22 protein-coding genes and 8 pseudogenes are annotated in these 25196 nt (G+C 70.1%); 19 read left to right on the top strand and 11 right to left on the bottom strand.

What is annotated here, in order from left to right:
* Positions 1 to 79 precede the first annotated feature (79 nt).
* Positions 80 to 505, top strand: coding sequence for a hypothetical protein (locus ABS735_RS14475; protein WP_373905776.1), 426 nt, complete (start codon positions 80 to 82; stop codon positions 503 to 505).
* A 337-nt stretch (positions 506 to 842) separates the two neighbouring features.
* Positions 843 to 1523, top strand: a complete 681-nt coding sequence (locus ABS735_RS14470) for a fascin domain-containing protein (protein ID WP_373905777.1) — start codon at positions 843 to 845, stop codon at positions 1521 to 1523.
* Here ABS735_RS14470 and ABS735_RS14465 read toward each other — a convergent pair.
* Together ABS735_RS14465 and ABS735_RS14460 are read right to left on the bottom strand one after the other, a co-directional pair.
* The gene (locus ABS735_RS14465) at positions 1505 to 2575 is read right to left on the bottom strand and encodes a sugar kinase (RefSeq protein ID WP_373905778.1); all 1071 of its coding nucleotides are present in this window, start codon (positions 2573 to 2575) and stop codon (positions 1505 to 1507) included. The two genes, ABS735_RS14470 and ABS735_RS14465, sit on opposite strands and share 19 nt — an antisense overlap.
* Positions 2572 to 3204, bottom strand: a complete 633-nt coding sequence (locus tag ABS735_RS14460; RefSeq protein ID WP_373905779.1) for a bifunctional 4-hydroxy-2-oxoglutarate aldolase/2-dehydro-3-deoxy-phosphogluconate aldolase — start codon at positions 3202 to 3204, stop codon at positions 2572 to 2574. Before ABS735_RS14460 ends, ABS735_RS14465 begins: the two co-directional genes overlap by 4 nt.
* Positions 3205 to 3352: 148 nt before the next feature.
* Here ABS735_RS14460 and ABS735_RS14455 point away from each other — a divergent pair.
* From ABS735_RS14455 to ABS735_RS14430, 6 genes and pseudogenes are all read left to right on the top strand, one after another.
* A pseudogene (locus ABS735_RS14455) lies at positions 3353 to 3675 on the top strand (DJ-1/PfpI family protein); the annotation flags it as partial.
* A pseudogene (locus ABS735_RS14450) lies at positions 3624 to 3888 on the top strand (hypothetical protein); the annotation flags it as partial. The pseudogenes ABS735_RS14455 and ABS735_RS14450, both read left to right, overlap by 52 nt.
* 110 nt (positions 3889 to 3998) lie before the next feature.
* Complete coding sequence (locus tag ABS735_RS14445) at positions 3999 to 4397, top strand: hypothetical protein (RefSeq protein WP_373905780.1); 399 nt, start codon at positions 3999 to 4001, stop codon at positions 4395 to 4397.
* A 612-nt stretch (positions 4398 to 5009) separates the two neighbouring features.
* Positions 5010 to 6344, top strand: coding sequence for a family 43 glycosylhydrolase (locus tag ABS735_RS14440; RefSeq protein ID WP_373905781.1), 1335 nt, complete (start codon positions 5010 to 5012; stop codon positions 6342 to 6344).
* Positions 6345 to 6462: 118 nt separating this feature from the next.
* Positions 6463 to 7959, top strand: a complete 1497-nt coding sequence (locus ABS735_RS14435) for a sulfatase family protein (protein WP_373905782.1) — start codon at positions 6463 to 6465, stop codon at positions 7957 to 7959.
* The gene (locus ABS735_RS14430; protein WP_373905783.1) at positions 7956 to 8597 is read left to right on the top strand and encodes an N-acetylmuramoyl-L-alanine amidase; all 642 of its coding nucleotides are present in this window, start codon (positions 7956 to 7958) and stop codon (positions 8595 to 8597) included. The genes ABS735_RS14435 and ABS735_RS14430 overlap by 4 nt, the downstream gene beginning before the upstream one ends.
* Positions 8598 to 8654: 57 nt before the next feature.
* Here ABS735_RS14430 and ABS735_RS14425 read toward each other — a convergent pair.
* Both ABS735_RS14425 and ABS735_RS14420 read right to left on the bottom strand, forming a co-directional pair.
* A pseudogene (locus ABS735_RS14425) lies at positions 8655 to 8951 on the bottom strand (helix-turn-helix domain-containing protein); the annotation flags it as partial.
* Positions 8952 to 9042: 91 nt separating this feature from the next.
* A complete protein-coding gene (locus ABS735_RS14420) occupies positions 9043 to 9960 on the bottom strand; it encodes an NAD-dependent epimerase/dehydratase family protein (RefSeq protein WP_373905784.1) in 918 nt (305 codons plus the stop codon).
* Positions 9961 to 10885: 925 nt separating this feature from the next.
* On the opposite strand from ABS735_RS14420, the gene ABS735_RS14415 reads away from it, so the two are divergent.
* The 3 genes and pseudogenes from ABS735_RS14415 to ABS735_RS14405 all read left to right on the top strand — a co-directional run bounded on the left by ABS735_RS14415 (position 10886) and on the right by ABS735_RS14405 (position 13671).
* Positions 10886 to 11860, top strand: a complete 975-nt coding sequence (locus tag ABS735_RS14415) for an alpha/beta hydrolase (protein WP_373905785.1) — start codon at positions 10886 to 10888, stop codon at positions 11858 to 11860.
* 305 nt (positions 11861 to 12165) lie between these two features.
* Positions 12166 to 12876 (top strand): annotated as a pseudogene (locus tag ABS735_RS14410) (type 1 glutamine amidotransferase domain-containing protein); the annotation flags it as partial.
* 15 nt (positions 12877 to 12891) lie between these two features.
* A complete protein-coding gene (locus ABS735_RS14405; RefSeq protein ID WP_476755878.1) occupies positions 12892 to 13671 on the top strand; it encodes an SDR family NAD(P)-dependent oxidoreductase in 780 nt (259 codons plus the stop codon).
* Positions 13672 to 14187: 516 nt separating this feature from the next.
* Here ABS735_RS14405 and ABS735_RS14400 read toward each other — a convergent pair.
* Positions 14188 to 14365 (bottom strand): annotated as a pseudogene (locus ABS735_RS14400) (AMP-binding protein); the annotation flags it as partial.
* Positions 14366 to 14602: 237 nt separating this feature from the next.
* Between ABS735_RS14400 and ABS735_RS14395 the strand changes: the two are divergent.
* From ABS735_RS14395 to ABS735_RS14375, 5 genes are all read left to right on the top strand, one after another.
* The gene (locus ABS735_RS14395; RefSeq protein ID WP_373905786.1) at positions 14603 to 15847 is read left to right on the top strand and encodes an NADH:flavin oxidoreductase/NADH oxidase family protein; all 1245 of its coding nucleotides are present in this window, start codon (positions 14603 to 14605) and stop codon (positions 15845 to 15847) included.
* A gap of 41 nt (positions 15848 to 15888) precedes the next feature.
* Positions 15889 to 16119 (top strand): hypothetical protein, encoded by a 231-nt coding sequence (locus ABS735_RS14390; protein WP_373905787.1) that lies wholly within the window; start codon positions 15889 to 15891, stop codon positions 16117 to 16119.
* 121 nt (positions 16120 to 16240) lie between these two features.
* The gene (locus tag ABS735_RS14385) at positions 16241 to 17161 is read left to right on the top strand and encodes an acetoacetate decarboxylase family protein (RefSeq protein WP_373905788.1); all 921 of its coding nucleotides are present in this window, start codon (positions 16241 to 16243) and stop codon (positions 17159 to 17161) included.
* Between the two features lie 15 nt (positions 17162 to 17176).
* Positions 17177 to 18772: a succinic semialdehyde dehydrogenase gene (locus ABS735_RS14380; RefSeq protein WP_373905789.1), complete on the top strand. Its 1596-nt coding sequence runs from the start codon at positions 17177 to 17179 to the stop codon at positions 18770 to 18772.
* A gap of 268 nt (positions 18773 to 19040) precedes the next feature.
* Positions 19041 to 19655 (top strand): TetR/AcrR family transcriptional regulator, encoded by a 615-nt coding sequence (locus ABS735_RS14375; RefSeq protein ID WP_373905790.1) that lies wholly within the window; start codon positions 19041 to 19043, stop codon positions 19653 to 19655.
* Between the two features lie 132 nt (positions 19656 to 19787).
* Here ABS735_RS14375 and ABS735_RS14370 read toward each other — a convergent pair.
* From ABS735_RS14370 to ABS735_RS14350, 5 genes and pseudogenes are all read right to left on the bottom strand, one after another.
* Positions 19788 to 20012 (bottom strand): annotated as a pseudogene (locus tag ABS735_RS14370) (phosphotransferase family protein); the annotation flags it as partial.
* A gap of 252 nt (positions 20013 to 20264) precedes the next feature.
* Entirely contained in the window at positions 20265 to 21347 is a 1083-nt protein-coding gene (locus tag ABS735_RS14365) for an ArsO family NAD(P)H-dependent flavin-containing monooxygenase (protein ID WP_373905791.1), read from the bottom strand.
* Complete coding sequence (locus tag ABS735_RS14360; protein ID WP_373905792.1) at positions 21344 to 21544, bottom strand: DUF2180 family protein; 201 nt, start codon at positions 21542 to 21544, stop codon at positions 21344 to 21346. The genes ABS735_RS14365 and ABS735_RS14360 overlap by 4 nt, the downstream gene beginning before the upstream one ends.
* Positions 21544 to 22650: an ACR3 family arsenite efflux transporter gene (gene arsB / locus ABS735_RS14355; protein ID WP_373905793.1), complete on the bottom strand. Its 1107-nt coding sequence runs from the start codon at positions 22648 to 22650 to the stop codon at positions 21544 to 21546. The genes ABS735_RS14360 and arsB overlap by 1 nt, the downstream gene beginning before the upstream one ends.
* A complete protein-coding gene (locus ABS735_RS14350) occupies positions 22647 to 22955 on the bottom strand; it encodes an ArsR/SmtB family transcription factor (RefSeq protein WP_373905794.1) in 309 nt (102 codons plus the stop codon). The genes arsB and ABS735_RS14350 overlap by 4 nt, the downstream gene beginning before the upstream one ends.
* A 92-nt stretch (positions 22956 to 23047) precedes the next feature.
* Between ABS735_RS14350 and ABS735_RS14345 the strand changes: the two genes are divergently transcribed.
* Together ABS735_RS14345 and ABS735_RS14340 are read left to right on the top strand one after the other, a co-directional pair.
* Positions 23048 to 23461 carry an arsenate reductase ArsC gene (locus tag ABS735_RS14345; protein ID WP_373905795.1) on the top strand — a complete coding sequence of 138 codons (414 nt, stop codon included), beginning with the start codon at positions 23048 to 23050 and terminating at the stop codon, positions 23459 to 23461.
* Positions 23458 to 24207: pseudogene (locus ABS735_RS14340) on the top strand (NAD(P)/FAD-dependent oxidoreductase); the annotation flags it as partial. The gene ABS735_RS14345 and the pseudogene ABS735_RS14340, both read left to right, overlap by 4 nt.
* 155 nt (positions 24208 to 24362) lie before the next feature.
* Here the strand turns inward: ABS735_RS14340 and ABS735_RS14335 are convergent.
* On the bottom strand, positions 24363 to 24716 hold the full coding sequence (locus tag ABS735_RS14335) for an ArsR/SmtB family transcription factor (protein WP_373905796.1): 354 nt from the start codon (positions 24714 to 24716) through the stop codon (positions 24363 to 24365).
* Between the two features lie 107 nt (positions 24717 to 24823).
* Here ABS735_RS14335 and ABS735_RS14330 point away from each other — a divergent pair.
* Positions 24824 to 25141 (top strand): annotated as a pseudogene (locus ABS735_RS14330) (Rossmann-fold NAD(P)-binding domain-containing protein); the annotation flags it as partial.
* Between the last annotated feature and the right edge of the window lie 55 nt (positions 25142 to 25196).

Genomic DNA, 25196 nt, shown 5'->3' with positions numbered 1-25196 from the left:
CCTCGCACGCCCGCGCTGCGCGGGGCACCGGCGCGCCGTAGCCTGAGTCTGTCTCCAGTAAACGCCGCTAGGAGTTCCCATGCGCCTGCCCATCGAACTCAGGCATGTCGCCCCACGACTGGCCACCGGGGCCTTCATTCTCAACTCCGGTCTGGCCAAGCGCGGAGCCGATGAGCAGACCGCCGCCATGATGCACGGAATGGCGAAGAACACCTATCCGTTCCTCGGCAAAATGCAGCCCACGACTTTCCTCCGTCTGCTTTCCGCCGGTGAGATCACGCTCGGCGCGGCGCTGCTCCTGCCGATCGTGCCGACGGCCCTGGCGGGCGCCGGCCTGACCGCGTTCTCGGCCGGACTGGTGGGTCTGTATCTGCGCACCCCGGGAATGCGCGAGGAAGGCAGCCTGCGCCCGACCCAGGAGGGTACGGCCCTGGCGAAGGACGTCTGGATGCTCGGCATCGGGCTCGGGTTCGTCGTCGACGGGGCCACGAACAGGTCGTGCTGACCGCGCCCGGCCGGTGCGGCGATCGCCGCAGCAACGGAGAGTGGACGCTGGATTAACAGCGGACCACGGAATCCGCAATGCCGAGCAATTCCGGCCCCGGATCGCTCGATCACGGGCGGAAACTGTGTCGGTCCGCGCTTCAACATCACTATGCTGAAACCGCTCCGCCGAGTCGGCGCAGCGGCTGCCGAGGCACCCGGGGAGGGGTGCCGACCGCGGCCTTGTGGGGGGTGCGGAGAAATTCGGGGGGGTGCCGCCGTCATGTCCGGTTGCCATTTCCCGCGGGATTCTCGTCCCGCCGCCCCGGTATCCGTGTGACGAAAGCCGAGGAATTCCCGTGAGACGTACGACCTCCGTCCTGCTGTCCCTGAGCGCCCTGCTGGCGGCATCCGCGCTGACCGTTCCCACCGCCGTCGCAGCGCCCGGAGCCGACGGGCCGGCGGCCGCCCCCGCCGGCTGGGAGGCGGTGGACGCCGCCGCTCTGGCACGGATCACCGGGGAGAAGGACGCACGGCGGGCCCCGCTCGCCGCCGGGGACGCTGCCGCCACCGCGGCCGCGGCCGCGGAGCCCGAGCTGCTGGCCGTGCAGTCGGTCCGCAACAACCGTTTCGTAGCCACCGAGAAGAACTACGCCGCGCCGAACACCGGTGTCCAGCGCGCCCGTTCGACCGAGTTCGGCGGCTCCTGGGAGAGCTACGCCTTCGAGTGGGACGAGGCCAGCGAGACCTACGCGCTGCGGTCCCTGGCGAACAACCGCTATGTGGCGGTGGAGAAGAACTACACCGGCAGCGCCCAGAACGTACTGCGCGCCCGTTCCACGAGTGTGGGCGGCTGGGAGCGGTTCGTCCTCTACTACAACGAGACGCTCGACCGCTGGGCGCTCCAGTCCACGCTGAACGGACTCTTCGTGGCCATGGAGAACGGCTACACCGGTTCGCTCCAGTACGCGCTGCGCGCCCGCTCCGCCGAGGTCACGGGCTCGTGGGAGGAGTTCGTGCTCTACGACATCGGCGCCTGACACCAGTCCTGCTCGGCGAGGGCCAGCATGGCCCCGACGGTGCCCTCGTCGGGCAGGGTTCCGTGGTCCCCCACGACCTTCAGGGCGGATGCCGCGGTGATGTGGCCCAGGCGCAGGGCCCGGGTGAGGTCCGTGCCGCGCCACAGTCCGGCGAGGAATCCGGCGGCGAACGCGTCGCCCGCGCCGACCGGCTCCACGACCTCGGTGGCCAGGGCGGGCACGGTGCACACACCCTGCTCGGTGAACGCGGTGGCGCCCCGCCCGCCGTCCTTGACGACGAGGACGCGCGGGCGGCTCAGCAGCCCACGGACGTCGATTTCGGTCAGGCCGGCGCCCCACAGGTCCTGTGCCTCGTCCAGGCCGACGAAGACGATGTCCGCGCGGTCGGCCAGATCCCGGAGCACCCGGGCGGCCGTGTCCGGCGGCCACAGCGCTGGGCGGTGGTTGACGTCGAAGCTGACGGCGTGGGTGCGCCGCGCCGGCGGGGTGCCGAGCGCCCGTTCCACCAAGGCCCGGCACGACGGGGACAGGGCCGGAGTCACCCCGGTCAGGTGGAGGAGGGCGGCCCCGCCGAGGCGTTCGTCGTCCAGGAGGTCGGGGCCGAGGGCCGATGCCGCCGAACCCTGGCGGTAGTAGTGCACGCGAGTGCCGGCGGTGCCCGGGTCCTTCAGGAGCAGGCCGGTCGGCCGTGCCGGGTCGGTGCGCACGCCGGAGACGTCCACGCCCGCCCGCTCGATGGCAACCCGCACTCGTCGTCCGAGTGCGTCGTCACCGACCGCCGAGAGCCAGGAGACGGGCAGGCCCAGGTCCGCGAGGTACATGGCCACGTTCGACTCGGCTCCCGCCACCGACACACGGAGGGAGTCCGCGCCGTCCAGCGAGTGCGGCGGCGCCGGGGCCATGGCCGCCATGGTCTCCCCGAGGCACACGACGGGTCCCCGCGGCGGCCGCCAGGGGCTCGTGGTCCGCGGGTCGGTGCCGAGGCCGTTGCCGCCGCGCAGGCGTACGGAGGTGTCGTCGCCCCCTTCGGACGCGGGCCGCGCGCCGGTCACGGCCGGGCCTCCCTCACGGCGGCGCGGAAGGCACGGGCGCGGACACGGAGGGCGTCGAGGCTGCCTCCGTCGGCGGCGTCACCGATCAGCGGGGAACCGACCCCGACCGCGGTGGCGCCGGCCGCCAGGTGGGCGCGGGCGGCCGCCTCGTCGACGCCGCCGACGGGCACCAGGGTCTCGTGCGGGAAGGGTCCGCGCAGGGCCTTGACGTACGCGGGCCCACCGGCCTGGGCCGCCGGGAAGATCTTCAGCGCGGTGGCGCCGAGGGTGCGTGCGGTGATGATGTCGGTGGGTGTCATGACGCCGGCCAGGACGGGCATGCCCCGTTCGCGGGCCGCCACGACGCCCTCCCCCAGGCCCGGGGTGACCGCGAAGTCGGCGCCGGCGCGGTGGGCGGCCACGGCGTCGTCGGCGGTGAGGACCGTGCCGGCGCCCAGGGGGCGGTCGGGTCCGAGGGCCGCCCTGGCCCGTTCGATGACCAGGAGGGCGTCCTTGCCGGTCAGCGACACCTCGATGAGTTCCAGGCCCTCCTCGGCCAGGGTCAGCACGGTGCGCAGCGCGGCGTCGGCGTCGTTCCCGCGCACGATGGCGACGAGACGGTGGGCGGCGAGGGTGGCTCGCAGGTCCACGGGCGAGGCTCCTTCTCCGGGGGATCAGGGGATTGCGGGTCGGTCGGCGCGCAGCGGCACTCGGCGGCCAGCGTAGAACGCCCCCGCGCCTGGTCCGGAGGCCGGGGCACCGGAGGCGCCGGCGGGGAGGAGTGGTCGCGCGGCACCGGCGACGGTCCGCGGCGGTTCCCTCGTCCTGGCCATGGCCGGCCTGCCGGAGGGGCGCCACGCCTCCTCCCACTACCGGGCCTCGACATGCTCGGTGCCACCGGCGCCCACGCGGTGAACGCCCGCGTCGTCGACGACGGCGACCTCGTCACCGGCGCCGGGGTCACCTCGGGGCTCGATCTGGGCCTGTACCTGCTGGAGCGCGAGTTGGGCCCACACATCGCGCATGCCGTCGAGGGGCTGTTCGCCCGTGAACGCCGGGGCACCTTCCCATCGGCCGGATCAAGGCCGTGGCCGAGTTCCGCCGCCGGGACGGCGTTCTGACCGGTACCGCAGGCGGCGAGGGGGGAAGTACCGCAGGGCGACGTCGTCCTCGACGGAGACCGGCTGACGTGGAAGCAGGCCGTCACCAATCCCGTGCGACTCAATCCGGTCTTCGACGTGAGGGTCGACGGGGACGGCCTCGATGGAACGTCGAAGGCGGGGCGGCTCCCGGCCTCGAAGGTCACCGGCGAGCGCCGCGCCTTCGGGGCAGCCCCCGGCCCTGCCCCACCTCCCGCCCGGACCACAAGTCCAACTTGCGCGTTTTGCACCATTCCTCATGGTGACCCGGGTGGAGGACATCCACGTGCGACGAGGTGAGAAATATGCTGGTGCTGGGTCTCCTGCTCATGGCGGGCGCCGCCGCCTTCGCAGGCCTGCTGATCGCGTACAACCTGTCCGGCGGTCCGGACTACACCGTGACACTGCTGGGAAGCGAGCCATTCACGATCAGTACGCTCGGGGCGTTTCTCGGCGGTATCGCCCTGACACTGATCTTCGGCCTGGGCATGTGGATGCTCCTGGCCGGGACGGTGCTGGCGCGCCACCGCGGCAAGAAGCGGCGCAGGGAACGCCAGACCGCCAAGCAGGCCACCGCCGAGCGCGACGCACTGGCCGGCCGGCTGGAGGGCGGGGGCAGCACGAACGACGCGGAGGAGCCGACCGGACACCGCCGCCCGGCCGCCCACCGACCGCAGTGGCTGCGGCCGCACGGTCACCACTGACCGCCCGGAACACCGACGGCGAGCCCGGCCCACGCGCCGGGCTCGCCGACGCGTCATTCAGGCCCTGGGACAGAGGGCAATAAGCGGGGCCCAGCGGCACTTCGTCACGCCACCGACCGGCGATGAAGGCCCCCTTCGGCGATGAAGGCCCCCTTCGACCATCCGCACAGTGAACGCACCGGGTCCACCGTTCACTTGGACGCTCCAGAGCTGTACGGCTCCGTCCGCGCCCCCAGCCGACCACCGTTCTGCCACCGGGCGCAAAGGCCACACCGTCAACACCGGCGCTGGCCCGTTGCGGTGGCAAGGGTATGCCCGTCGGGACCGAACGCGATGTTCGTCGTCCTGACATCGAGGGCTGGGCGTCTGCATGCCAGGAAGGTAGGGACGTCCAATTATTCCGTCAACACCCCGACAAAAAATCCGTGGCACAGGTTGTCGCCAGGAAAGTCCGGCGTCCTAGGACCACTGGATTCTTGCGTTCCAAAGTTTATTCATCCGGGGTGTTGACGTAAAGGTTCGGCGTTCGCATGCTGTGCGGCACACACCCGTCACCCAGCTCCCCCTGAGCTGCCACGGATTCCGGGCGGGACGTCGAAGGAGACACGACTGATGACCGGTGCCGAGAATCGTTTGCGCCGCCGCTCCCTGCTGGCCGGTGTCGCCGGCCTGGGAGCCGCAGCGGCCCTTCCCACGACCGCCGCACAAGCAGCCGTGCCCGTTCCGCCCTCTGCAGCGCCGGTACCGCGTCGCCCGTCGAACTGGCCCGACCCCGAGCCGTACGGCATCGCCGACATCCGGCTGGACCTGTGGCCGCGGGAGGACAACTCCTTCGTACTCCCGCTGGAACTGCGCCCCCGTGATCGGGAACTCGGCCGGGTATGGATGCGGGACACCTACGTCAACTGCTTCGTGATCGGCGGCCGTCCGCTCTATGTCGCCACCGGCACCACCCGTGTACCCGGGCTGGACGCGGCCGGGCCGTGGAACGACGGCATCTTCGTCTGGGTGGCGCCCTCGCTCGAGGGGCCGTGGACGCTCGCCGACACGACGGCGATACGGCCGGACGCCGAGAAGGGCAAGGTGTGGTCGCCCGAGTTCGTCGGAGAGAACCGCCCCGGCCGCACGGTCGTCGCCCCGTGGCAGGAGTACTGGCACGACGACCAGTTCGCCAAGCGGGCCAACGTCTGGGCTCCGGAGGTGCACTGCTTCAGGGGGAAGTGGTACATCGTCGCATGCATGGGCGACCACTCCCGCAAGGTCGGCTCGTTCATGCTGGTGAGCGAGGGCGGCGTCGAGGGCCCGTACCGGCTGGTCGAAGGCAACCTCGCCAAACCCTTCGGCGATGCGCTCCCCGACGTGCCGCACATCGAGCCCGGGGCACGCTTTCACATCGACGGCGGCCTCTACACCGAGGGCGAGGACGCCTGGCTGGTCCTGCACAACGACCTCTACGCCAGGTTCCGGGACGACATGGAGGACATCGTCACCACCACGAACCTCCCGAAGTTCCAGCAGTCTCCCTACTCCCCCGAGCCGTACCTCGAAGGCGCACATGTGTTCAAGTACAGGGGCAGTTACTACCTGGTCCACGCCGCGTGGGACCGCACGTCGGTCGACGCCTACGGAAGCACACGCAACGCCTACGACCCGCCCGGTCCGGGCCGTGTGCAGTACCAGTACGACGCGATCGTCGCCGTCTCCGACCGATTCGAGGGGCCGTACTCCCAGCGCTGGACCGCGGGCGTCGGAGCCGGACACAACAACTTCTTCGAAGACCACGCCGGCCGACTGTGGGCGACGTTCTTCCGCAACCCGAACTTCGGCTACTGGAAGGACCCTTCACGCATCGACGACGCCGCCGTCCCCGGCGTCGTACGACTGGAGTGGACCGGCCGGAAGGACAGCCGCCTGTACGTCCAGCGTCAGAGCCGAGGCAGCAAGTAAAGGCACGAGGAAGCGCGATCTCCCCGTGCAGGACGCGGGCCCGCCCGTCGCACCGGCCGGCTGATCCTCGTCCCCGCCCGATGACTCCGCTTACGTTCTTCTCCTGGAAGGGGACACTGTGACCTGTCCGACCGCTCCGAACATCGTGCTGGTGATGACCGACCAGCTCCGCGCCGACTTCACCGCGGGCGTGGGCTTCGCCCTGGACACGATGCCGTTTCTCGACTCCATCGCCGCCGAGGGCACCCGCTTCCGCCGCGCGTACACCACCGCCCCGGCCTGCGTCCCGGCGCGCACCAGCCTGCTCACCGGGAGATGGCCCAGCACCCACCGGGCACGGCAGAACTCCACTCTCAGCCCGCTGGACGTGTCGCGCGGCGACGACCTGCTCGATGTCCTGCGAGGAGCCGGCTACCAGCTGTTCTTCGCCGGCAAGACACACATGTACCGAGACGATCCGGAGGAGTACGACGCGTTCTCCGGCCCGTACGGGCACACCAAGGGGCCGGACACCACCACCGAGCAACGCGCCTTCACCTCCTGGCTGAACTCCATCGACATGGGCCCGACGAGCGCGCCCACCCCCTTCCCCGCGGAGCAGCAGTACGCCTACCGGATCGTCTCCGACACCATCCAGCAGGTGGACGCCAGGGACGCCGACAAGCCGTTCTTCGCCTGGGTCTCCATGCCCGAGCCGCACAACCCGTACCAGGTGTCCGAACCGTACTTCTCGATGTTCGACGAGGACGAGGTCCCCCACCGGTCCTGCGGCCCCGAGGCCGCACAGGCCAAGGGCGGCGCCTACAAGTGGCTGCGTGACCTGGTGGAGGAGAAGCGCCCCGGCTACGACGACAACTGGCGTCGCTACCGCGCAACCTACTGCGGCATGCTCCGCCTCATCGACGACCAGGTGCGCCGGCTCGTGGACCACCTCAAGGCCCAGGGCCTGTGGGAGAACACCCTGCTGATCTTCCTCGCCGACCACGGCGACTACGTCGCCGACTACGGCCTGCAGCGCAAGGGCGCCGGCATCCCCGAGGCCCTGGCTCGTATCCCGATGATCGTGCACGGCTGCGGCGTCCGGGCCAAGGACAACACGAAGGACTTCGTCTCGATCGCCGACATCCTGCCCACCGTGTGCGAGGCGGTGGGCCGCCCCATCCCCCTGGGTGTCCAGGGCCGCAGCCTGTGGCAGATGGTCACCGGCTCCGACTACCCGGCCGCAGAGTTCTCCGACATCGTCACCGAGCGCGGCTACGGCGGCCTGCCCTATCCCGACGACGCCCGACCACCGCTGCACTTCCCCTACGAAGGCTCCAGGTACGACGAGCTGAACAGCGTGACCCAGAGTGGCTCGTCGCGCATGATCCGGCACGACCGCTACAAGCTCTACGAGCACGTCGTCGACGACGGCGAACTGTACGACCTCGACAAGGATCCGATGGAGCTGGACAACCGCTGGGACGACCCGAGCCTGCGCAAGGTCAAGGCCGATCTCATGCAGCGACTGCACCGGTGGTCGGTCCGGCTCACCGACGATCTGCCGCAAGGTCGCTACACCGCCAGGCTCGCCCAGCACAACTGGTACCGGACCTCGAAGAAGGATGGAGCATGACCGGACCGATCCTCCACGACGACGTCAACCGGAACCCGTCCCCGTCACGCCGTACGGTCCTGCGCGGCGCCGCCCTCACGCTGGCCACGGCAGCTACCACCGCGGCCACCTGCCGCACCGCTTCCGCGGACGGCCCGGCCGTCGACCACCCGGGCGCGCAGTGGCTGCCTGCCGACCCCGCCAACTACCGCACCGCGTGGCGTCCCCGCAGCCATCCGATCGGCCGCGTGGTCATCCATGTCACGCAGGAGCACTTCGACGACGCCATCGCCGTCTTCCAGGACCCCGGCCGGAAAACCTCGGCCCACTACGTGGTCCGCTCGGCGGACGGCCACATCGGCCAGTGCGTCCGGGAGAAGGACATCGCCTGGCACACCGGTGACCCCGACCACGACAACCGCAGCATCGGCATCACACACGAGGGATGGGTCAATGCCTCCGCGCGGTTCACCGAGGAGATGTACGCCGCGTCCGCGACGCTCGTCGAGGCCGTGTGCGCACGCTACGCGATTCCGCTGGACCGTACCCACATCCTCGGTCACCACGAGGTGCCCGGCGCCACCCACACCGACCCCGGAGCCAACTGGAACTGGGACCACTATCTCGAACTGGTACGTGCGGTGAGAACCAAGAGGTGAAGCCGCCCGTGGGGACGGCTCGTCACTGCGGCCCGCGGCCGCCGGCGTCGCGGTGACGGGTTCGAGCTCGGCGGGAGACAGTGTGTCGTACGGCGCGACGGCGAGCTCGTCGGTCAGGGCTGCGATGCGTTGCTTGATCTCGCGCCCGGCGTCGGTGAACTCGCCGTCGGTGTCGACGATCCCGCGCTCGGTGAACATGAAGCCGGTTTCCCAGCCGTACTCTGTGCGTCCCCGGTCCCCGGTCCCCGGCCTGCTCGGCGAGGCGGCGGACCGCCCTCTCGGTGCTCGCGAAGTCGTGGATCGGGGAGGGAGCGCCCAGTCCCCGTATGTACAGTGCCGACCCCAGTCCGGCATCAGCAAGCCTCAGATGCGGTGCGTTGCGGGTCCCGAGCATCGCCGCGGGGAAGGTCGGCGCTCAGCCTGTGCTCTGCGCTTGGGGAGCGGTTCAGCCGAGGATCTCGGTGATGCCCTCACGGTAGGAGGTGACGGTGAAGTCGGGAAAACGCGCCGCGAACTTCGAGGCGTCGAAAATGTTGTCACCGCGGTAGCGCGGCAGCAGCTCCTGGACCTCTCCGAGCGGCCCGACGAAACGGCCGCCGATCCTGAAGACGGCCAGTGGCAGCACGGTGTACCCGATCCGGCGACCGGTGACCTGTCCGGCCACTGCGACCATCTCGGCGTAGGTGAGGCGGTGCGGGTCGACGGGCAGGTGCCAGGTCTGGCCGTAGGCGTCCGGGGTGTTGCCGATCAGGGCCATGGCCCGGCTGGCGTCCGGCGTCCAGATGAGGGACCGGACGGTCTTCGCGCTGACGGGGACCAGCGGCCGCTTGCCCGCCGCGATCCGGTCGAAGACCAGCGAGTTGGTCAGACTCTTGGTCTTTCCCGGACCGTAGAACTCCGGCGCCCGGCAGATGACGGCGTCGACCGAACCCGCGCTCATCGCCTCCAGCAGCATCGTCGCGATCTGCGCCCGCACCCGGCCCTTGCGGCCGTTCGGCTCGAAGCCGGTCGACTCGTTCTGCGGGGCGGTCGTGCCCGGGTACATGTACGTGTTGTCGAAGAACACGAGCTTGGTGCCGTACTTCGCGCAGGCGTCGATGACGTTGCGCATCATGGCGGGGAACTGCCGCTCCCACAGCTGCGAATCCATGGGCAGACCCACGGTGAGGTAGGCGACCTCGCTGCCCTCGACCGCCCGGGCCGTGGCCTCGGGGTCCGTCAGGTCGGCCCGGACGAGCTGATCGGTGTCGTGGATCTTCACAGGATTGCGGCTGACCAGCCGGATGTCGTGCGTGAAGGTGCGGTGCAGCTCGCGGATGAGCTCTTCGCCGATCGGCCCGTTGGCGCCCAGAACTGTATGCATGGGATTGATCCACTCCCTCGTGTCTACTTGATCTGCTCCAATCCCGGTCCCGGTCCCGGCGACTGCACGACAAACGTACACCCAAATGTTTACGGCGCTCACTTGTGCGTCGGTGGCCCCTGCCGAGCTCGGGACTCCGGCCGCGCTCATGTACTCCCATCATCGTCGCGGTCGGTAGCGCCCGCATCGCGGCGCAGGCCCTGGGGCGGACCCCGCTACGGCTGCAAACCGCAGGTGCTTCTGTGTGCCGGGCCAGTCAGGTGATCAGTCCCGTACGCGACGAACCGACGGCCGGACATCATCCGGGCGGCGATGGCCCCACTTGTTGACGGTGCCGGCAGCGCGTGCAGGACATTCGGAGAGGTGAAGGCCAGTCGGCCGATCCGACGGGCGGCACCGGCGCGGCACTCACTCCCCGCACGACGGACAGACGCTCGCGCCGACCGGATGCCACGGTCGAGAGAGGCCGCCCGCTGCGATGCCATCGCTCCTCCACCATGCCGACGGACTGAACGCACTGCCTCGGCTGGGCGTTGACATTCCGTCAAGGGCTGCCTGGCGCCTTCCGGCACAAGAGCTCGACCGGGCCCTGAGGTCCGTGCATCTCCGTGCGAGGGGAGCCGAGGTCTTCCTACAGGTCCTTGCCCGTTGTCGGTCGTGCACGACCGTGGCGAACCCGCCGCGGCGCAGATCAGGGAGACCGCCCGTTGACGACCTTGCCCAGCAGATACAGCGTTCCTCCGGGGACACCCGACGCCTCGGCCACCGCGTGCCCCCGGACCCGGCCAGAGGTGGGTTCGGAAGACGGGTTGCAGCAGGGGTCAGGGGGGCGAAGCATGGAACCCGGCACGAATCTGCATCGGCAGGCGCGGCAGCCTGTTCGAGCACGTGAGCGAGCACGTGCGTGTCCGTGAATGGAGTGGACATGACCGATCTTCCCCCTCCGATCACCCCTTACCTCGAACCAGCCGCGAAGGAGCTGTGCGAGGCGACCGACCCCCACCCTCGGATCTACGAGGTTCCTCCGGAAAAGGGCCGTGACATCCTGCTCGGCCTGCAGAGCGACCAGAGCGTGCCCCGGCCCGATGTCGACGAGGAGTGGGTCGACGTGGACGCCGGCGAGTGGGGCACGGTCCGCACCCGCATCGTCCGCCCCAAGGGGGCCACCGGGCCACTGCCGGTGGTGTTCTACATCCACGGCGCCGGCTGGGTCTTCGGCGACGAGAAGACCCACGACCGGCTCTTCCGCGAGCTCGTCGTGGGCGCCGGGGCCGCCGGCGTCTTCCCCGTCTACGACCGCGCGCCGGAGGCCAAGTACCCCACCCAGGTCGAACAGAACTACGCCGTGGGCCAGTGGGCCCTGGAGCACGGCGCGGAGCACGGCCTGGACACCTCACGGATCGCCGTCACCGGCGAGTCGGTCGGCGGCTGCATGTCCGCGGTGTTCGCGCTGATGAACAAGGAGCGGGGCGGCGTCGACCTCAAGGCGCAGGTTCTCCTCTACCCGGTGACCAACGCCGACTTCGACACACCCTCCTACCTCCAGTTCGCCGAAGGCTACTACCTCACCCGCGACGGCATGAAGTGGTTCTGGGACGCCTACACGAGCGACGACTCCCAGCGCGCCGAGGTGTACGCCTCCCCGCTCCGAGCCTCCCTCGACCAGCTCCGCGGGCTGCCCACCACCCTGGTCATCACCGACGAGGCCGATGTGTTGCGCGACGAGGGTGAGCAGTACGCCAACAAGCTCCGCGAGGCCGGCGTCGACGTCACGTCCGTCCGGGTGGCGGGCATGGTCCACGACTTCCTCCTCCTGGACAGCCTGCGCGACACCCGCGCCGCCAACGTCGCCCGCAAACTCGCCGTCGACGCTCTCAGGAGGGCCCTCCACGACGACTGAGAGCTCTCCACATCAGCCACCTGGCGCGGCATGCGTGCCACGCCGGGCAGTCCGATGTCATTTGTGCGGGGAGCGGTGTCCTTGATGACCACGTCGTACAACAGTGCCTGCTGACGGAACCTCACCCGTCTCGTTCGGCCATCATGGTCTCCGCGGCTGGGGTCCACCGGCAGCCCCGGACCGGTCTGCAGCTCGTTCAGGACGTCGCGGGCCGCCTCTGTGGTGAGCTGGGACAGCGGCGCGGGTCTCGTCGGCGAGTTCGTCGCCGGCCACCCGCGCTGAGGCCGCGTCGAGAGGAACACCTCATGACCCGCGTATTGTTCGTCGTCTCCGCCGCCACGGGGTGGACCCTGGCAGACGGAACCGTCCACCCCACCGGCTACTGGGCGGAGGAGGTCGCCGAGCCCCACCGCGTCTTCCGGGAGGCCGGATGGGACATCACCGTCGCCACCCCCGGCGGCGTTGCGCCCACCCTCGACGAACTGAGCCTCGGCCCGGCCGGCGGCCTTCCGGGCACGCGCAAGAAGGTCCGCGCCTACCTGGACTCGATCGCCGACGAGCTGAACCACCCGGTCAGCCTCGGCAGCGTCGACGAGTCCCAGTACGACGTCGTCTTCTATCCGGGCGGACACGGCCCCATGGAGGATCTCGCGGCCGACCCGGTCTCGGGGGAGCTCCTCACCCGCCGTCTGGCCTCCGGCCGGCCCCTCGCCCTGCTGTGCCACGCCCCTGCGGCCATCCTCGCCGCGCGCCGTCCCGACGGCTCGAATCCCTTCGCCGGTCGGCGAATGACGGGCCTGTCGAACACCGAGGAACATCTCAACCGCTTCTCCCGCAAGGCCAAGTGGCTCCTCGAGGACCGCATGATCGAGGCCGGCGTCGAGTACGACAAGGGCCGCCTGCCGCTGCGCCCGTATGTCGTCGTCGACGGGAACCTGTACACGGGGCAGAACCCCCAGTCCGCCACTGCCCTCGCCACCACGCTCGTCGAGGCGCTCCAGGCGCCGTCCACGACCACCGGACGGCGCCCGATGTCCTACCGGGGAACGACCGCACTCGTCACCGGAGCCAGCTCCGGTCTGGGTGCCGAGCTCGCCCGCCGGCTCGCCGCGCGTGGCGCGAACCTGGTCCTGGTTGCTCGTCGTCGTGAGCGGCTCGACGAGCTCGCCGCCGAGCTGGCGAGGGTTCACGCCGTTCGGGCCGAGGTCATCACCGCCGATCTGTCGGCCCCCGGCGCGTCAGGACGACTCGTCGCGGACCTCGACGCGGCCCGGATCGCCGTGGACTCGCTGGCCAACTGTGCGGGTTTCGGCCTCGGCGACGACTTCGTCGACGAGGACCTGGAGCGGATCTCCTCGCTGATCTCGGTGAACGTGACGGCGTTGACGGAGCTGACCCGCCTGCTCCTGCCGAGTCTGCTCGCGTCGGGGCGCGGGTTCCTGTTGAACGTGGCGAGCACCGCGGCCTACCAGCCGACGCCGGGAATGGCGGTCTACGGTGCGTCCAAGGCATACGTCCTGTCCCTCACGGAGGCCATCGCTTCCGAGACGCGCGGCAGTGGCCTGCGTGTGCTGGCCATCAGTCCCGGCCCCACCCGCACGGAGTTCTTCGACGTCGCGGGCGGCGAAGGCCTCGCCGTTGGCCGTTTCCAGACCCCCTCGCAGGTCGTCGACCTCGTGCTCGACGTCCTCGAGCGACGCAACGGTCCGGCGAGCATCGTCTCCGGGAGGGCGAACCGCGTCGCGGCACGCCTCGCCGCTCTCGCTCCGCGTCGGTTGACCCTTGCCGTCGCCCGGCGCACGATCGGCTGACCACGAGCAGGCGGGAAGGCCGGTGATGCGCGGGCCGAGTAGCCCGACCGACCGAGCCATGGCGCGACGCGTCGATGGCAAGGAGCTGTGCGGCCGGTCACGCGAGTCGCCAGGCTCCCGCACCCGGCGGCGGCCCGGCGCCCTGATGACGAGGCGTTCGGCGATCTGACGGTGGGTGAGGCCTTCGCCGATCAGCCCGGCCACCTCCCGTGCACGCCGGGTGAGGGGCCAGGGGGGTGCTTTCATCGCCGGGTGGTGGCACTGTGGCGTCGTCGGCATGGGCGTTCCCGCAGGCGATGCCCACCAGCTTCGCCACCGGCAACCGGGCCCCGAACGTGTATGCCTGGGTGAATCGTCCCGCTCCCGAACTGGGTATCAGCCACGCAGAGCCCGCACCTGGCAATCCGGAGCCGGCGACCAGCGACCACGCGTCCACGGCCATCCGGACACTCACGACACTCCGTGGCTTCGCCGCACGGCCGGGCTGCCTCTTGAGGATCCTGCCGTTCGGCCCCCGTTGAACGTGACCACTGGGCTGGTCTCGGACATGCCGAAGCCTTCGAGGACCGGACATCCGAACCGCCGCTCGAAGCCGTGCAGAATCTCCACCGTCAGCGATGCCCCTCCGGAGATGCACATCCGCAGCGTCGAGGTGTCCGCCTCGGACTGGGTGCTGCAGCAGCGCCGCGTACATGGGGGCTCGGGGTGCTCTGCCTCATGGGCTCAACGGCTGGGAGAGCGGGTGCCCGCGCAGGCGGAATGCCTAATGCCTCCGATCGGCTGTCGCCGCATCCGGGAGATGCCGATGGTCGGATCCTGAGCCACCCGCCTGCGACGCAGGCCACACCTGCCGATGTTTACGCCGATTACATCGGCCCGCTAATGTGAGTGGTGCAAACATCAAGGCGCTCACGTTGGGAGAGAGACCCGTATGACCAGCGAACTGTTCTCACCGCTGCCCCTGCGCTCCGGGCAGGTATTGAAGAACCGGATCGCGAAGGCGGCCATGGAGGAGAACATGGCCGGAGACGGCCAGCTGCCCGACGAGCAGTTGTTCACGCTGTACCGGCACTGGGCCGCCGGCGGCACCGGACTGCTGATCACCGGCAACGTCATGGTCCACGCCGAGGCACTGACCGGTCCCGCCGGTGTGGTGCTCGACGAGAACGCCCCCCTGGCACCGTTCGTCGAGTGGGCGAAGGCCGGCAGGTCCGGTGGCGGCGCGATCTGGATGCAGATCAACCACCCCGGCCGCCAGGTGGCCTCCGACATGCCCGGCGTGGTGTGGGGGCCGACCGACATCGGCGTCAGCCTGGGCAAGCACAGCAGCCGCTTCGGCCGTCCGAGCGCCATGACCCCGCAGCAGATCGAGGAGACCGTGGCCCGGTACGCGGTGACCGCGCGCCGCGCCGAGCAGGCCGGCTTCGACGGTGTCGAGGTCCACGCGGCACACGGCTACCTGCTTTCCCAGTTCCTCTCCCCGCTGGTCAACAGGCGCACCGACCGGTGGGGCGGATCCCTGGAGAACCGCGCCCGGATGCTGCTCGACATCGTCCGAGCCGTCCGCGCCGCCGTCTCCCCCTCCTTCGCCGTCGCGGTCAAGCTCAACTCCGCCGACTTCCAGCGTGGCGGATTCGACGCCGACGACGCCCGGCAGGTCATCGAGATGCTCGAACCCCTCGGCGTCGACCTGGTCGAGCTCTCCGGCGGCAGCTACGAGAGCCCCGCCATGACCGGCCGCTCCGCCGACGCCCGCACCCAGGCCCGTGAGGCCTACTTCCTGGACCTGGCCAAGGACCTGGTCAGGACCAGCCCGCTTCCCCTGATGCTCACCGGAGGCATCACCCAGCGCGCGACCGCCGAGCAGGTCCTCGACAGCGGCGTGGCGGTCGTCGGCATGGGTACCGCGCTCGCCGTGACCCCCGACCTGCCCGACCGCTGGCGCCGGGGCCGCGAGGCCGATGGGCGGATGCGGCCGGTGAACTGGGCCGACAAGGCCCTCGCGTCCGCCGCGAGCATGGCTCAGGTGCGCCACCAGATGCGCCGCCTCGCCCGCGGAAGCAGCCCCAGGCCCGGCACCCACCCGGTGATCGCCCTGATTTCCGAACGGCGCAGGCAGCGCACGGCACTGCGCAGCTACCGCTCCTGGCTGTCGAAGCGCCGGAGCGCGGCCTGAGCGGCGCCACTTCACACCACTCAGGCACAGGAAGTACGGGGATGGCGGAACCGATACGGAACGACGAGGACCTGGGCGAAGGCCAGTCGGGCGACGGCGACGCCCCGGCGTCCCCCGCCTCGGCACAGGCGTCCCCCACCTCGGCACAGGCGTCGTCCGCCGAGCCCGACGAAGCGAGCCCGCACGAGCCCGCGGCCCTGCCCGGAGCCGTGGCCACGGTGTGGTCCAGCATCCTCGCCACCGCGTACCGGCGGCTCGGAAACGGGCGATGAAGGCCGTACAGCAAGCCGTGAAATCCCCCCACAGAATCCCCGCACCTCAGTGTTGACGCCGCAAACATGACACCCCTACAGTCAATGTATACGGCGCTTACATCAGAGTGAGGAAATTGCCATGTCTTCGCACCAGAAGGACACCGTCAAGGTCGACCTGGGAGGCCGCGAGGTCACGGTCCCCAAGGGCGGCATGTACGACCGCTACCGCATGAGCCCCGACCTCGACGCGGTCAACCGGGACCCGCGCGTCAGCGACGTGGACTTCTTCCGGAAGCTCCCCAAGATCAAGGTCGACTCGCCGATCGGTCCCACGCTCACCCCGAACTTCTACTACAGCATCTCGACCGCCCGCCTCACGATGCTCGCACCGTCCCGCGCGATCCGCGCCCGGCTCCCCGAGGAACTCTCGCCGCTGGAGGTCGTACCCGGCCTCGGCCTGGTCTCGGTCATGTTCTTCAGCTACGACCTGTGCGACATCGACTTCTACACCGAAGCGGCCGTCGGAATCGCGGTCAAGCCCGCGCGCCACGGCAGGCTCGGCTTCTTCGACCTCGTCACCGGCCTGAAGAACGAGCACCTCGACTCCTACGTCCTCTCGCTGCCGGTCAGCACCGAGATCGCGCAGGTCCGCGGCCACGACGGCTACGGCTTCCCCAAGTGGGTCACCGACCTCGACGTCGGCATCGACAACCACCGGACGACCGCGCGCGTGGCCAACGACTCCGGCGGAGTCGACCTGTCGCTCCTGGCGAACACCCCCGCCCAGAGGGCCTACCCGAGCGGGGAGCGCGTCGGCTCACTGACCTCGTACACGAGGATCGACGGCGCGTGGCACTCCACTCTGAACCAGACCAACGTGCTGAACGCCGGCACGACCCGCAGCACCGGCGGCATCACCCTCCAGCTCGGCGAGGGCCGTATGTCCGACGACCTGCGGTCGCTCAAGCCGAAGCGGACCATCCAGTTCGACGTCATGACCGAGGGCCAGGCCGCCCTGCACATGCCGGTCCCCACCTCGGTCCAGAGCCGCAGCAAGTAACGAAGGAGCCCCGCCATGTCCCTCGCACCCGCCGGCCCGACGACCGTCCGCGGTCCGGCTCTTCCCGCCTCCCTCACTCCGCCCTTCCTCCAGCGGCTGACCTCTCAGGTCTCGGCCGCGCCGAACGCCGCCCGCGTGACCACCACCGCCCCCTGCACCGGCGTTCCCCTGGCCGACTTCCCGGTCTCCGCCCCCGAGGACGTCGAGGCCGCGTTCGCCCGTGCCCGGACCGCGCAGAAGGCCTGGGCCGCCACCTCGGTCGCGGAGCGCAAGAGGATCCTGTTGCGCTACCACGACCTGGTCCTGGCCCGCCAGGACCAGGCGCTCGACCTGATGCAGGCCGAGAACGGCAAGACCCGCCGGGACGCGTTCCTCGAGGTCGTCGACATCGGCGTCGTCTCCCGCTACTACGCGCGCAACGCCGCCAAGCACCTCGGCCCCAAGCGGCGCCGCGGGGCGATCCCGCTGCTCACCCACACCACCGAACTGCGTCACCCCAAGGGCGTCGTCACCGTCGTCTCGCCGTGGAACTATCCGCTGAGCATGGCCGCGAGCGACACCATCGCCGCCCTGATGGCCGGCAACGCGGTCGTGCAGAAGCCCGACACCCAGACCGCCCTCACCGCCCTGTGGTCGATGGACCTCATGTACGAGGCCGGCCTGCCCAAGGACGTGTGGCAGATGGTGATCGGCCGGGGCAGTTCCATCGGCGGTGCGCTGATGGACAACGCCGACTACATGATGTTCACCGGCTCCACCGCCACCGGACGTCAGATCGCGAGCGACGCAGGCCGCCGCCTGATCGGCGCCTCCCTCGAACTCGGCGGCAAGAATCCCATGGTCGTCCTGGACGACGCCGACATCGAGAAGGCCGCCGACGGCGCCGTCGCCGCCTGCTTCCCCTCCGCCGGGCAACTGTGCGTCTCCGTCGAGCGCCTGTACGTGGCGGAGTCCGTCCGGGACGAGTTCGTCGCCGCGTTCACCGCCCGCACCAGGAAGCTCAAGATCGGCGCCGCGTACGACTACAGCGTCGACGTCGGCAGCCTCACCACGCCCGCCCAGCTCAAGACCGTCACCGAGCACGTCGACGACGCGGTCGCCAAGGGCGCCACCGTCCTCGCCGGCGGCAAGGCCCGGCCCGACCTCGGACCGCTGTTCTACGAGCCGACCATCCTCACCGACGTCACCCCCGACATGACCCTCTACGACCACGAGACCTTCGGGCCCGTCGTCTCCGTCTACACCTACCGCGACGTCGACGAGGCCGTCGCCCTGGCCAACGCCACCGCGTACGGCCTCAACGGCAGCGTCTGGAGCCGCAACGGGGCCCGCGGCCGGGCCGTCGCCGCCCGCATCCACGCCGGCACCGTCAACGTCAACGAGGCCTTCGCCGCCGCCTGGGGCAGCGTCGACGCCCCCATGGGCGGTATGGGCGACTCCGGACTCGGCCGCCGCCACGGCGCCGACGGCATCCTCAAGTACACCGAACCGCAGACCATCGCCCACCAGCGCGTCCAGGGCTTCTACCCGCCGTCGGGCATCCGCCCCGAGTCCTGGGCCGGTCTCCTGACCCGAGCGCTCAAGGTCCTCAAGGCGGCCGGCGTCCGCTGAACAGCGACTGCCGTGCGTCGGCGGCCCCGATCGGGCCGCGCCGCGAGAAGCGGGCGGCCCGCCCACCCGGCAGGCCGTCCTCTTGGCCGGCATCGGGGAAGCGGGGCCGGTCCTGACGGCGTTGCCGATGACGTGGACGGCGACCCGGGCGAGACCAGCGCGCCGGCCGTCCCGGTCCCTCTTCCCTTTTCGATCACTTACGATGTATACGGCGTTCACATTTGAGAGGGAATGTGGGCATTGTAAACATTAAGGATGGATGGGTCCCATGCCTCCGACCGGCACGTACCATCACGGCGACCTGCGCGCCGCCTGCCTGCAAGCCGCCCGCGAACTGCTCGAGGAGGACGGCAGCGCGGGTCTCTCGCTGCGCGCGGTCGCCCGGCGCGCCGGGGTGTCGGCCACGGCCCCCTACCGCCACTACGCCGACCGCGAAGCGCTCGTCTCCGCCGTCGCCGCCGAGGGCTATCGCGAACTGGCCGGGCACCTGGCCGGCGCCCATCCCGCGCCCTCGACGCCCGACGAACTCGCCGCGGTCGCCGTCGCCTATGTGCAGTTCGCGCTGGAGCACCCGGCCCTGTTCCGGGCCATGTTCGCCGAGCCCTGCGATCCGACGAGCGAGGAGCGGGTCGCCGCGACCGCCGCGATCTCGGAGTACGTCCGCGGCATCGTCCGGGCCACCTTCCCGGACGTGGACGCGGACGCCCTGTCGACCACCGTGTGGGCCCTCGTCCACGGCCTGGCGTTCCTGCACCTCGACGGCAAACTCGACGCCTCCACCCCCGAGGTGGTCGCCGGCCAGGTCACCGCCGCCGTCCACGCGCTGTTCAAGGCCTCCCCGGCGATGTCCGGGACGGTGGCGGCCCCACCGGCCGAGGCCTGAGCCGTCGGCGCCGACTCGGCCATCGAGGGCGCAGTCAGCGGTAGGTGAGCATGTCGCGCCCCGTCGCCGGCGAAGTGGGCGTGCTCGTTGAAGGTCAGCCGGATGACTGGGCTGACGGCGTGTGGCGCGGGCGATGCGGTCGTCGTCTGCCTGCGCCCAGTACGCGAGGGCGCTGCCGAGGCCCATCAGCGGATCACCGAGCGTGGCCATCTCCCAGTCCAGGACCCGGGTGACGCGCAGGTCCGTCTCGTCGAGGACGAGGTTGTCCAGACGCCAGTCGTTGTGGTGCCCGCCGGCCCGGTGTGCCGCTGAGCCAGACCACCAGGTCGTGGGTCGTGACCCAGGGCTCGAGGTCACGCAGCGCTTCCCTCGCCGTCACTGGGTCGCGCAGGAGCACTGGGCCGGCTTGAAGTCGACGCTGTAGTCGTTCCGCGGCTCGTGGTCACCGCCGCTGGAAGTCTCGCTCGCTGATCGCGGCGTGCTGAAGGACGGCCTGGCCGTGTTCGCCTCCGGCCTGCGCCAGGAACCGCACACCGCAGCGCAGCAGTAGAAGCAGCGCATTCCCATCACCCTGTCGAGACCGAGCACACCCGATCGGCCTGCCCGCAGTCATCGGCTGGGCAAGGCTTGGCTTCCGCCGCCAAGGAGCCCGGCGATCTCTCGGGCCGCGTCGCGGGCCGGCCGTCCGACGCCGATGAGCGTGGCGGAGGCGGGGCCTGTCCAGTCGCCGTATCCGAGGAGGTGCAGCCGGGGGTCTGCCACGGTGCGCGTGCCCTGAGTGGCGATGTGGCCGCGCGGACCCCGCAGGCCGAGAGGTGACAGGTGCGAGAGGGCGGGCCGGAAGCCGGTGCACCAGATGACCGCGTCGGCGGGCGCCCGCGTGCCGTCGGCCCAGACGACGCCGTCACGGTCGAGGCGTACGAACATGGGCGACGCCTTGAGCCACCCGGCGTCCCGGGTCTCGCGTACGGGCGGTACGGCGACGATGTCCCCCAGCGAGGCGACGCCGCCGGTGTCGGTGCGGCCCTCGTCGAGGGCGCGGCGGCGGGCGGTGGCCGCGTCGAACAGGGCGCGGCCGTCGATGTCGTCGGCGAGGTAGCGGGGCGGACGCTGGGTCGCCCAGGTCAGTTCGGTGTCGTGGGTGAGGTCGGCGGCGATCTGTGCGCCGGAGTTGCCGCCCCCGACGACGATCACACGTTGGCCCGTGAAGTCCTGCGGTCTGCTGTAGGAGACGGTGTGCAGTTGACGTCCCTCGAAGTCCCCTCGGCCGGGGACGGCCGGCAGGAAGGGACGCCACCAAGTGCCTGTCGCGCTGATCACCGCGCGTGCGCGCCACGTGCCGGAGTCCGTCTCCACTCTCAGCAGCCGTCCGTCGTCGTGCACGCCGACCACCCGGACCGGTCGCTGCACGGGGAGGTCGTACCGCTTCTCGTAGTCGCTCAGGTAGGCCACCACGTGCCCGGCGTCCGGGTACTCCTGGCCCGGCTGCGGCGGCATGAGGCGGCCGGGGAGGGAGGAGAAGGCGGCCGGGGAGAACAAGTGGAGCGAGTTCCAGGTGTGCTGCCAGGCACCGCCGGGGGTGGGCTGGGCGTCGAGAATGACGAAGTCCAGGCCCTGGCGGCGCAGGTGGTAGCCGGCGGCGAGCCCTGCCTGGCCGCCGCCGATCACCACCACGTCGGTGTGCTGTGTCATGCCGCCTGTGCCGCCGCGCACGTGGTGCACCGGATGGTGCGGACCGTGACCTCACCGGGTCGTCCGAGGAGTCGCCCTCCGCGCACGACGCGATGGGCGACGAGCGTGTGCTCGCGGCAGACGGCGGCTCCGCAGTCGTGGCGGACGCCGACGGCCGTGCTGGTCTTTCCCGGTACGCGGCAGTCCAGGCAGTGCATCAGTAGCCCCTGCCCTCAGTGGTCAGAGCGGACGGTGTGAACTTCTTGCGCCAGGCCAGCGATACGTAGACGAGGCCGATCAGGACGGGGACCTCGATGAGCGGTCCCACGACGCCGGACAGTGCCTGGCCGGAGGTGACGCCGAAGGTGGCGATGGCGACGGCGATGGCCAGCTCGAAGTTGTTGCCGGCGGCGGTGAGGGCGAGGGTGGCCGTGCGGTCGTAGGCGAGGCCGATCGCCTTGCCCAGGAGGAAGGTGCCGGCCCACATCACGGCGAAGTACACCAGCAGCGGCAGTGCAATGCGGGCGACGTCGAGTGGCTGCGAGGTGATGGTCCTGCCCTGGAGGGCGAAGAGGATGACGATCGTGAACAGCAGGCCGTAGAGCGCCCACGGGCCGATCTTCGGCAGGAAGTTGGACTCGTACTTCTCGCGGCCGAGTTTCTTCTCGCCGATGCGTCGGGTGAGGAAGCCCGCGAGCAGCGGGACGCCGAGGAAGATGACGACGTTCAGGGCGATCTTCCACATGGAGATGTCCAGGTGCTCGCCGTCGCCGAGACCCAGCCAGCCGGGCAGCAGGTCGAGGTAGAACCAGCCGAGCAGGCCGAATGCCAGGACCTGGAAGACCGAGTTCAGCGCGACGAGCACGGCCGCCGCTTCCCGGTCGCCGCAGGCGAGGTCGTTCCAGATGATGACCATGGCGATGCAGCGGGCCAGGCCGACGATGATCAGGCCGGTGCGGTACTCGGGCAGGTCCGGCAGGAAGATCCACGCGAGTGCGAACATCACCGCCGGGCCGACGATCCAGTTGATCACCAGCGACGAGGCCATGAGCCTGCGGTCGCCCGTGACGGCGTCGAGCTTGTCGTACCGGACCTTGGCCAGCACCGGATACATCATGATCAGCAGTCCGATGGCGATCGGCAGGGAGATGCCGCCGATCCCGACCTTGGCGAGGGCGTCGTTCAGGCCCGGGATGGCTCGGCCCAGGCCGAGGCCGACGGCCATGGCGATGAGGATCCAGACGGCGAGGAAGCGGTCGAGCGTCGACAGCTTCGCGACGACGGAGGACTCCTCGGTGGTCGCGGGTGCTTCGGTGCGGGTCACGGACAGGCCCGCTTGTTGTCGGCGGCGCTACGAGCAGACTCGGCCAGGTCGGTGAACCGACCGGCGAGCGAGGCGATGACGTCCGGGCGGACCTTGTAGTACGTGTAGCGGCCGCACGGCTCCGTGTCGACGACCCCCGCCTCGCGCAGCACTCTGAGGTGGTTGGAGAGGTTGGTCTGCCGGGCACCGGTCTCCTCCACGAGGTGAGTGGTGCACAGCGTCTCTTTGGCGAGCAGGGTCACGATCTGCAGCCTGAGCGGGTCCGCCAGAACCCGGATCAGGTCAGCGTCGACTGACGTCATCATGCACTGATACTCTCACATCAGTGGTGACTGACACCACCAGGTGCTGATGTCATTCGCACCTGATGCCGTCGCGAGACAAGAGAGACCTCCTGATGTCCGACAAGCCGTCCGTGCTGTTCGTCTGTGTCCACAACGCCGGCCGCTCGCAGATGGCCGCCGCGTGGCTGACCCACCTGGCCGGGGACCGCGTCGAGGTCCGGTCCGCCGGTTCCGACCCGGGCGACAATGTCAACCCGGCCGCCGTCGCGGCCATGCGTGAGGTCGGCATCGACATTTCCGCCGAGGTGACCAAGATACTGACCGTGGAGGCGGTCAAGGAGTCCGACGTCTGCATCACCATGGGCTGTGGTGACACCTGCCCGGTCTTTCCCGGCAAGCGGTACCTGGACTGGCAACTGGAGGACCCGGCCGGCCAGGGCGTGGATGCCGTCCGTCCTGTCCGCGACGAGATCAAGGGGCTGGTCGAGGGGCTGATCAAGGAGATAGCACCGGAGCCGCAGTCATGACCGCCGCTGACGTACGCGACGTCATCGTCATCGGCTCGGACCCGGCGGGCTACACCGCCGCGCTCTACACCGCCCGAGCCGACCTGAACCCTCTCGTCCTCGGTGGTGCGATCTTCGTCGGCGGTTCGCTGACACCACAACCGAGGTGGAGAACTTCCCCGGCTTCCCCGACGGTGTCCAGGGCCCCGAGCTCAGGGAGAGCATGCGGGCTCGGGCCGAGAGGTTCGGTGCCGAGATGATCGACGACGACATCGTCGCCGTCGACCTGACCGGCGACATCATGACCGTCACCGACACGGTTGACACCGTCCACCGCGCGAAGACGGTGATCGTCGCCGCGGGCTCCGGCTACCGCAAGCTCGGCCTGCCCAAGGAGGACGAGCTGTCCGGGCGGTGTCTCCTGGTGCGCGACCTGTGACGGTTTTCCCTTCCGGGACCGCGACATCGTGGTCGTCGGCGGCGGCGACACCGCTATGGAGGAGGCCACTTTCCTCACTCGATTCGCCGAGTCGGGGACCGTCGTGCGCCGGCGCTCTACCCTGCGCACCTCCCCGGTCATGCAGAACCGCCCCTTCTCCGACGACAAGATCGCCTTCGCCTTCGACAGCGAGGTCGCCGCGCTCCACGAGAAGAACGGCTCGCCGGTCGGGACAGGACTGTTCATCGCCATCGGTCACGACCCGCGCACCGAGCTCCTCGCGGGGTATTTGCGCCTCGACTCCGGGGGCTACCTCAGCAGGGAGGCCGGGGCGTCGATCGTCATCGACGTGGAGACCCTGTCGACGGACCGCCGGCCGTACGAGGGGCCCTGCGGTCCGGGCATGCGCGGTACGCAGAAACCACACGGTGCGGCAGATGCCAGCCCCACCGACCAGGCGCGGCAGACACGCCGGGACGCTGCTCAGTCGCGGGCGGTAAGAAATCCGGACAGGGCAGCCAGCACAGACGGAGCGAGACGGTAGTAGACCCAGGTGCCGCGCCGCTCGGACAGCAGCAGGCCGGCTTCGCGGAGCTTCTTCAGATGATGGCTGACCGTGGGCTGGGAAACGCCGACATCGGCGATGTCGCACACACAGGCCTCTCCGTCAGGATGGGAAGCGACCTTGGAGAACAGCCGTAGCCGCACCGGATCACCGAGCGCCTTGAACATGGCGGCGGTGACCTCGGCCTCCTCGTCGGTGAGCTCCCGGTCCGTGAGGGACGGGCAGCACGGTGGGACGGAGGCAGTGGCCGCCATCTGCGCTAGCTTCGACATGCATCTATGTTGACACTCGTTTCACCTCCTGCCAAGATCGATTGGTTCGATGAGCATCTAATCAGCGCTGGGGGCATGACAAAGATGCGTACCGCCGATATACGGCAGGTGGCTACAGCGCCGCCAAACACGACGCCCACGTGCTGGCCGAGACCTTGCGTCTGGAGGTGTGCGGGGAGGAGCTGCGGGTGATCGAGATCGCGCCCGGGATGGTCCACACCGAGGAGTTCTCCCTGAATCGCTACCGCGGTGACCTGAACAAGGCAGACGCCGTCTACGCGGGCGTGCCGGACCCGCTTGTCGCCGACGATGTCGCCGACGTGGCGACATGGGCAGTGACCCGGCCGCCCCACGTGAACATAGACCTACTGGTGGTCCGGCCCAGGGCCCAGGCGGCGCAACACAAAGTGCACCGCACCACCTGACCTCCCCGTCGACCACACGCCCCTCCCCCGAGCAGGGAGGGGCGAGCCGCCGCTG

The sequence above is a fragment of the Streptomyces sp. MMCC 100 genome, assembly GCF_041538145.2.
Lineage (GTDB): Bacteria > Actinomycetota > Actinomycetes > Streptomycetales > Streptomycetaceae > Streptomyces.
This window is presented reverse-complemented; position numbering and strand designations above follow the sequence as displayed.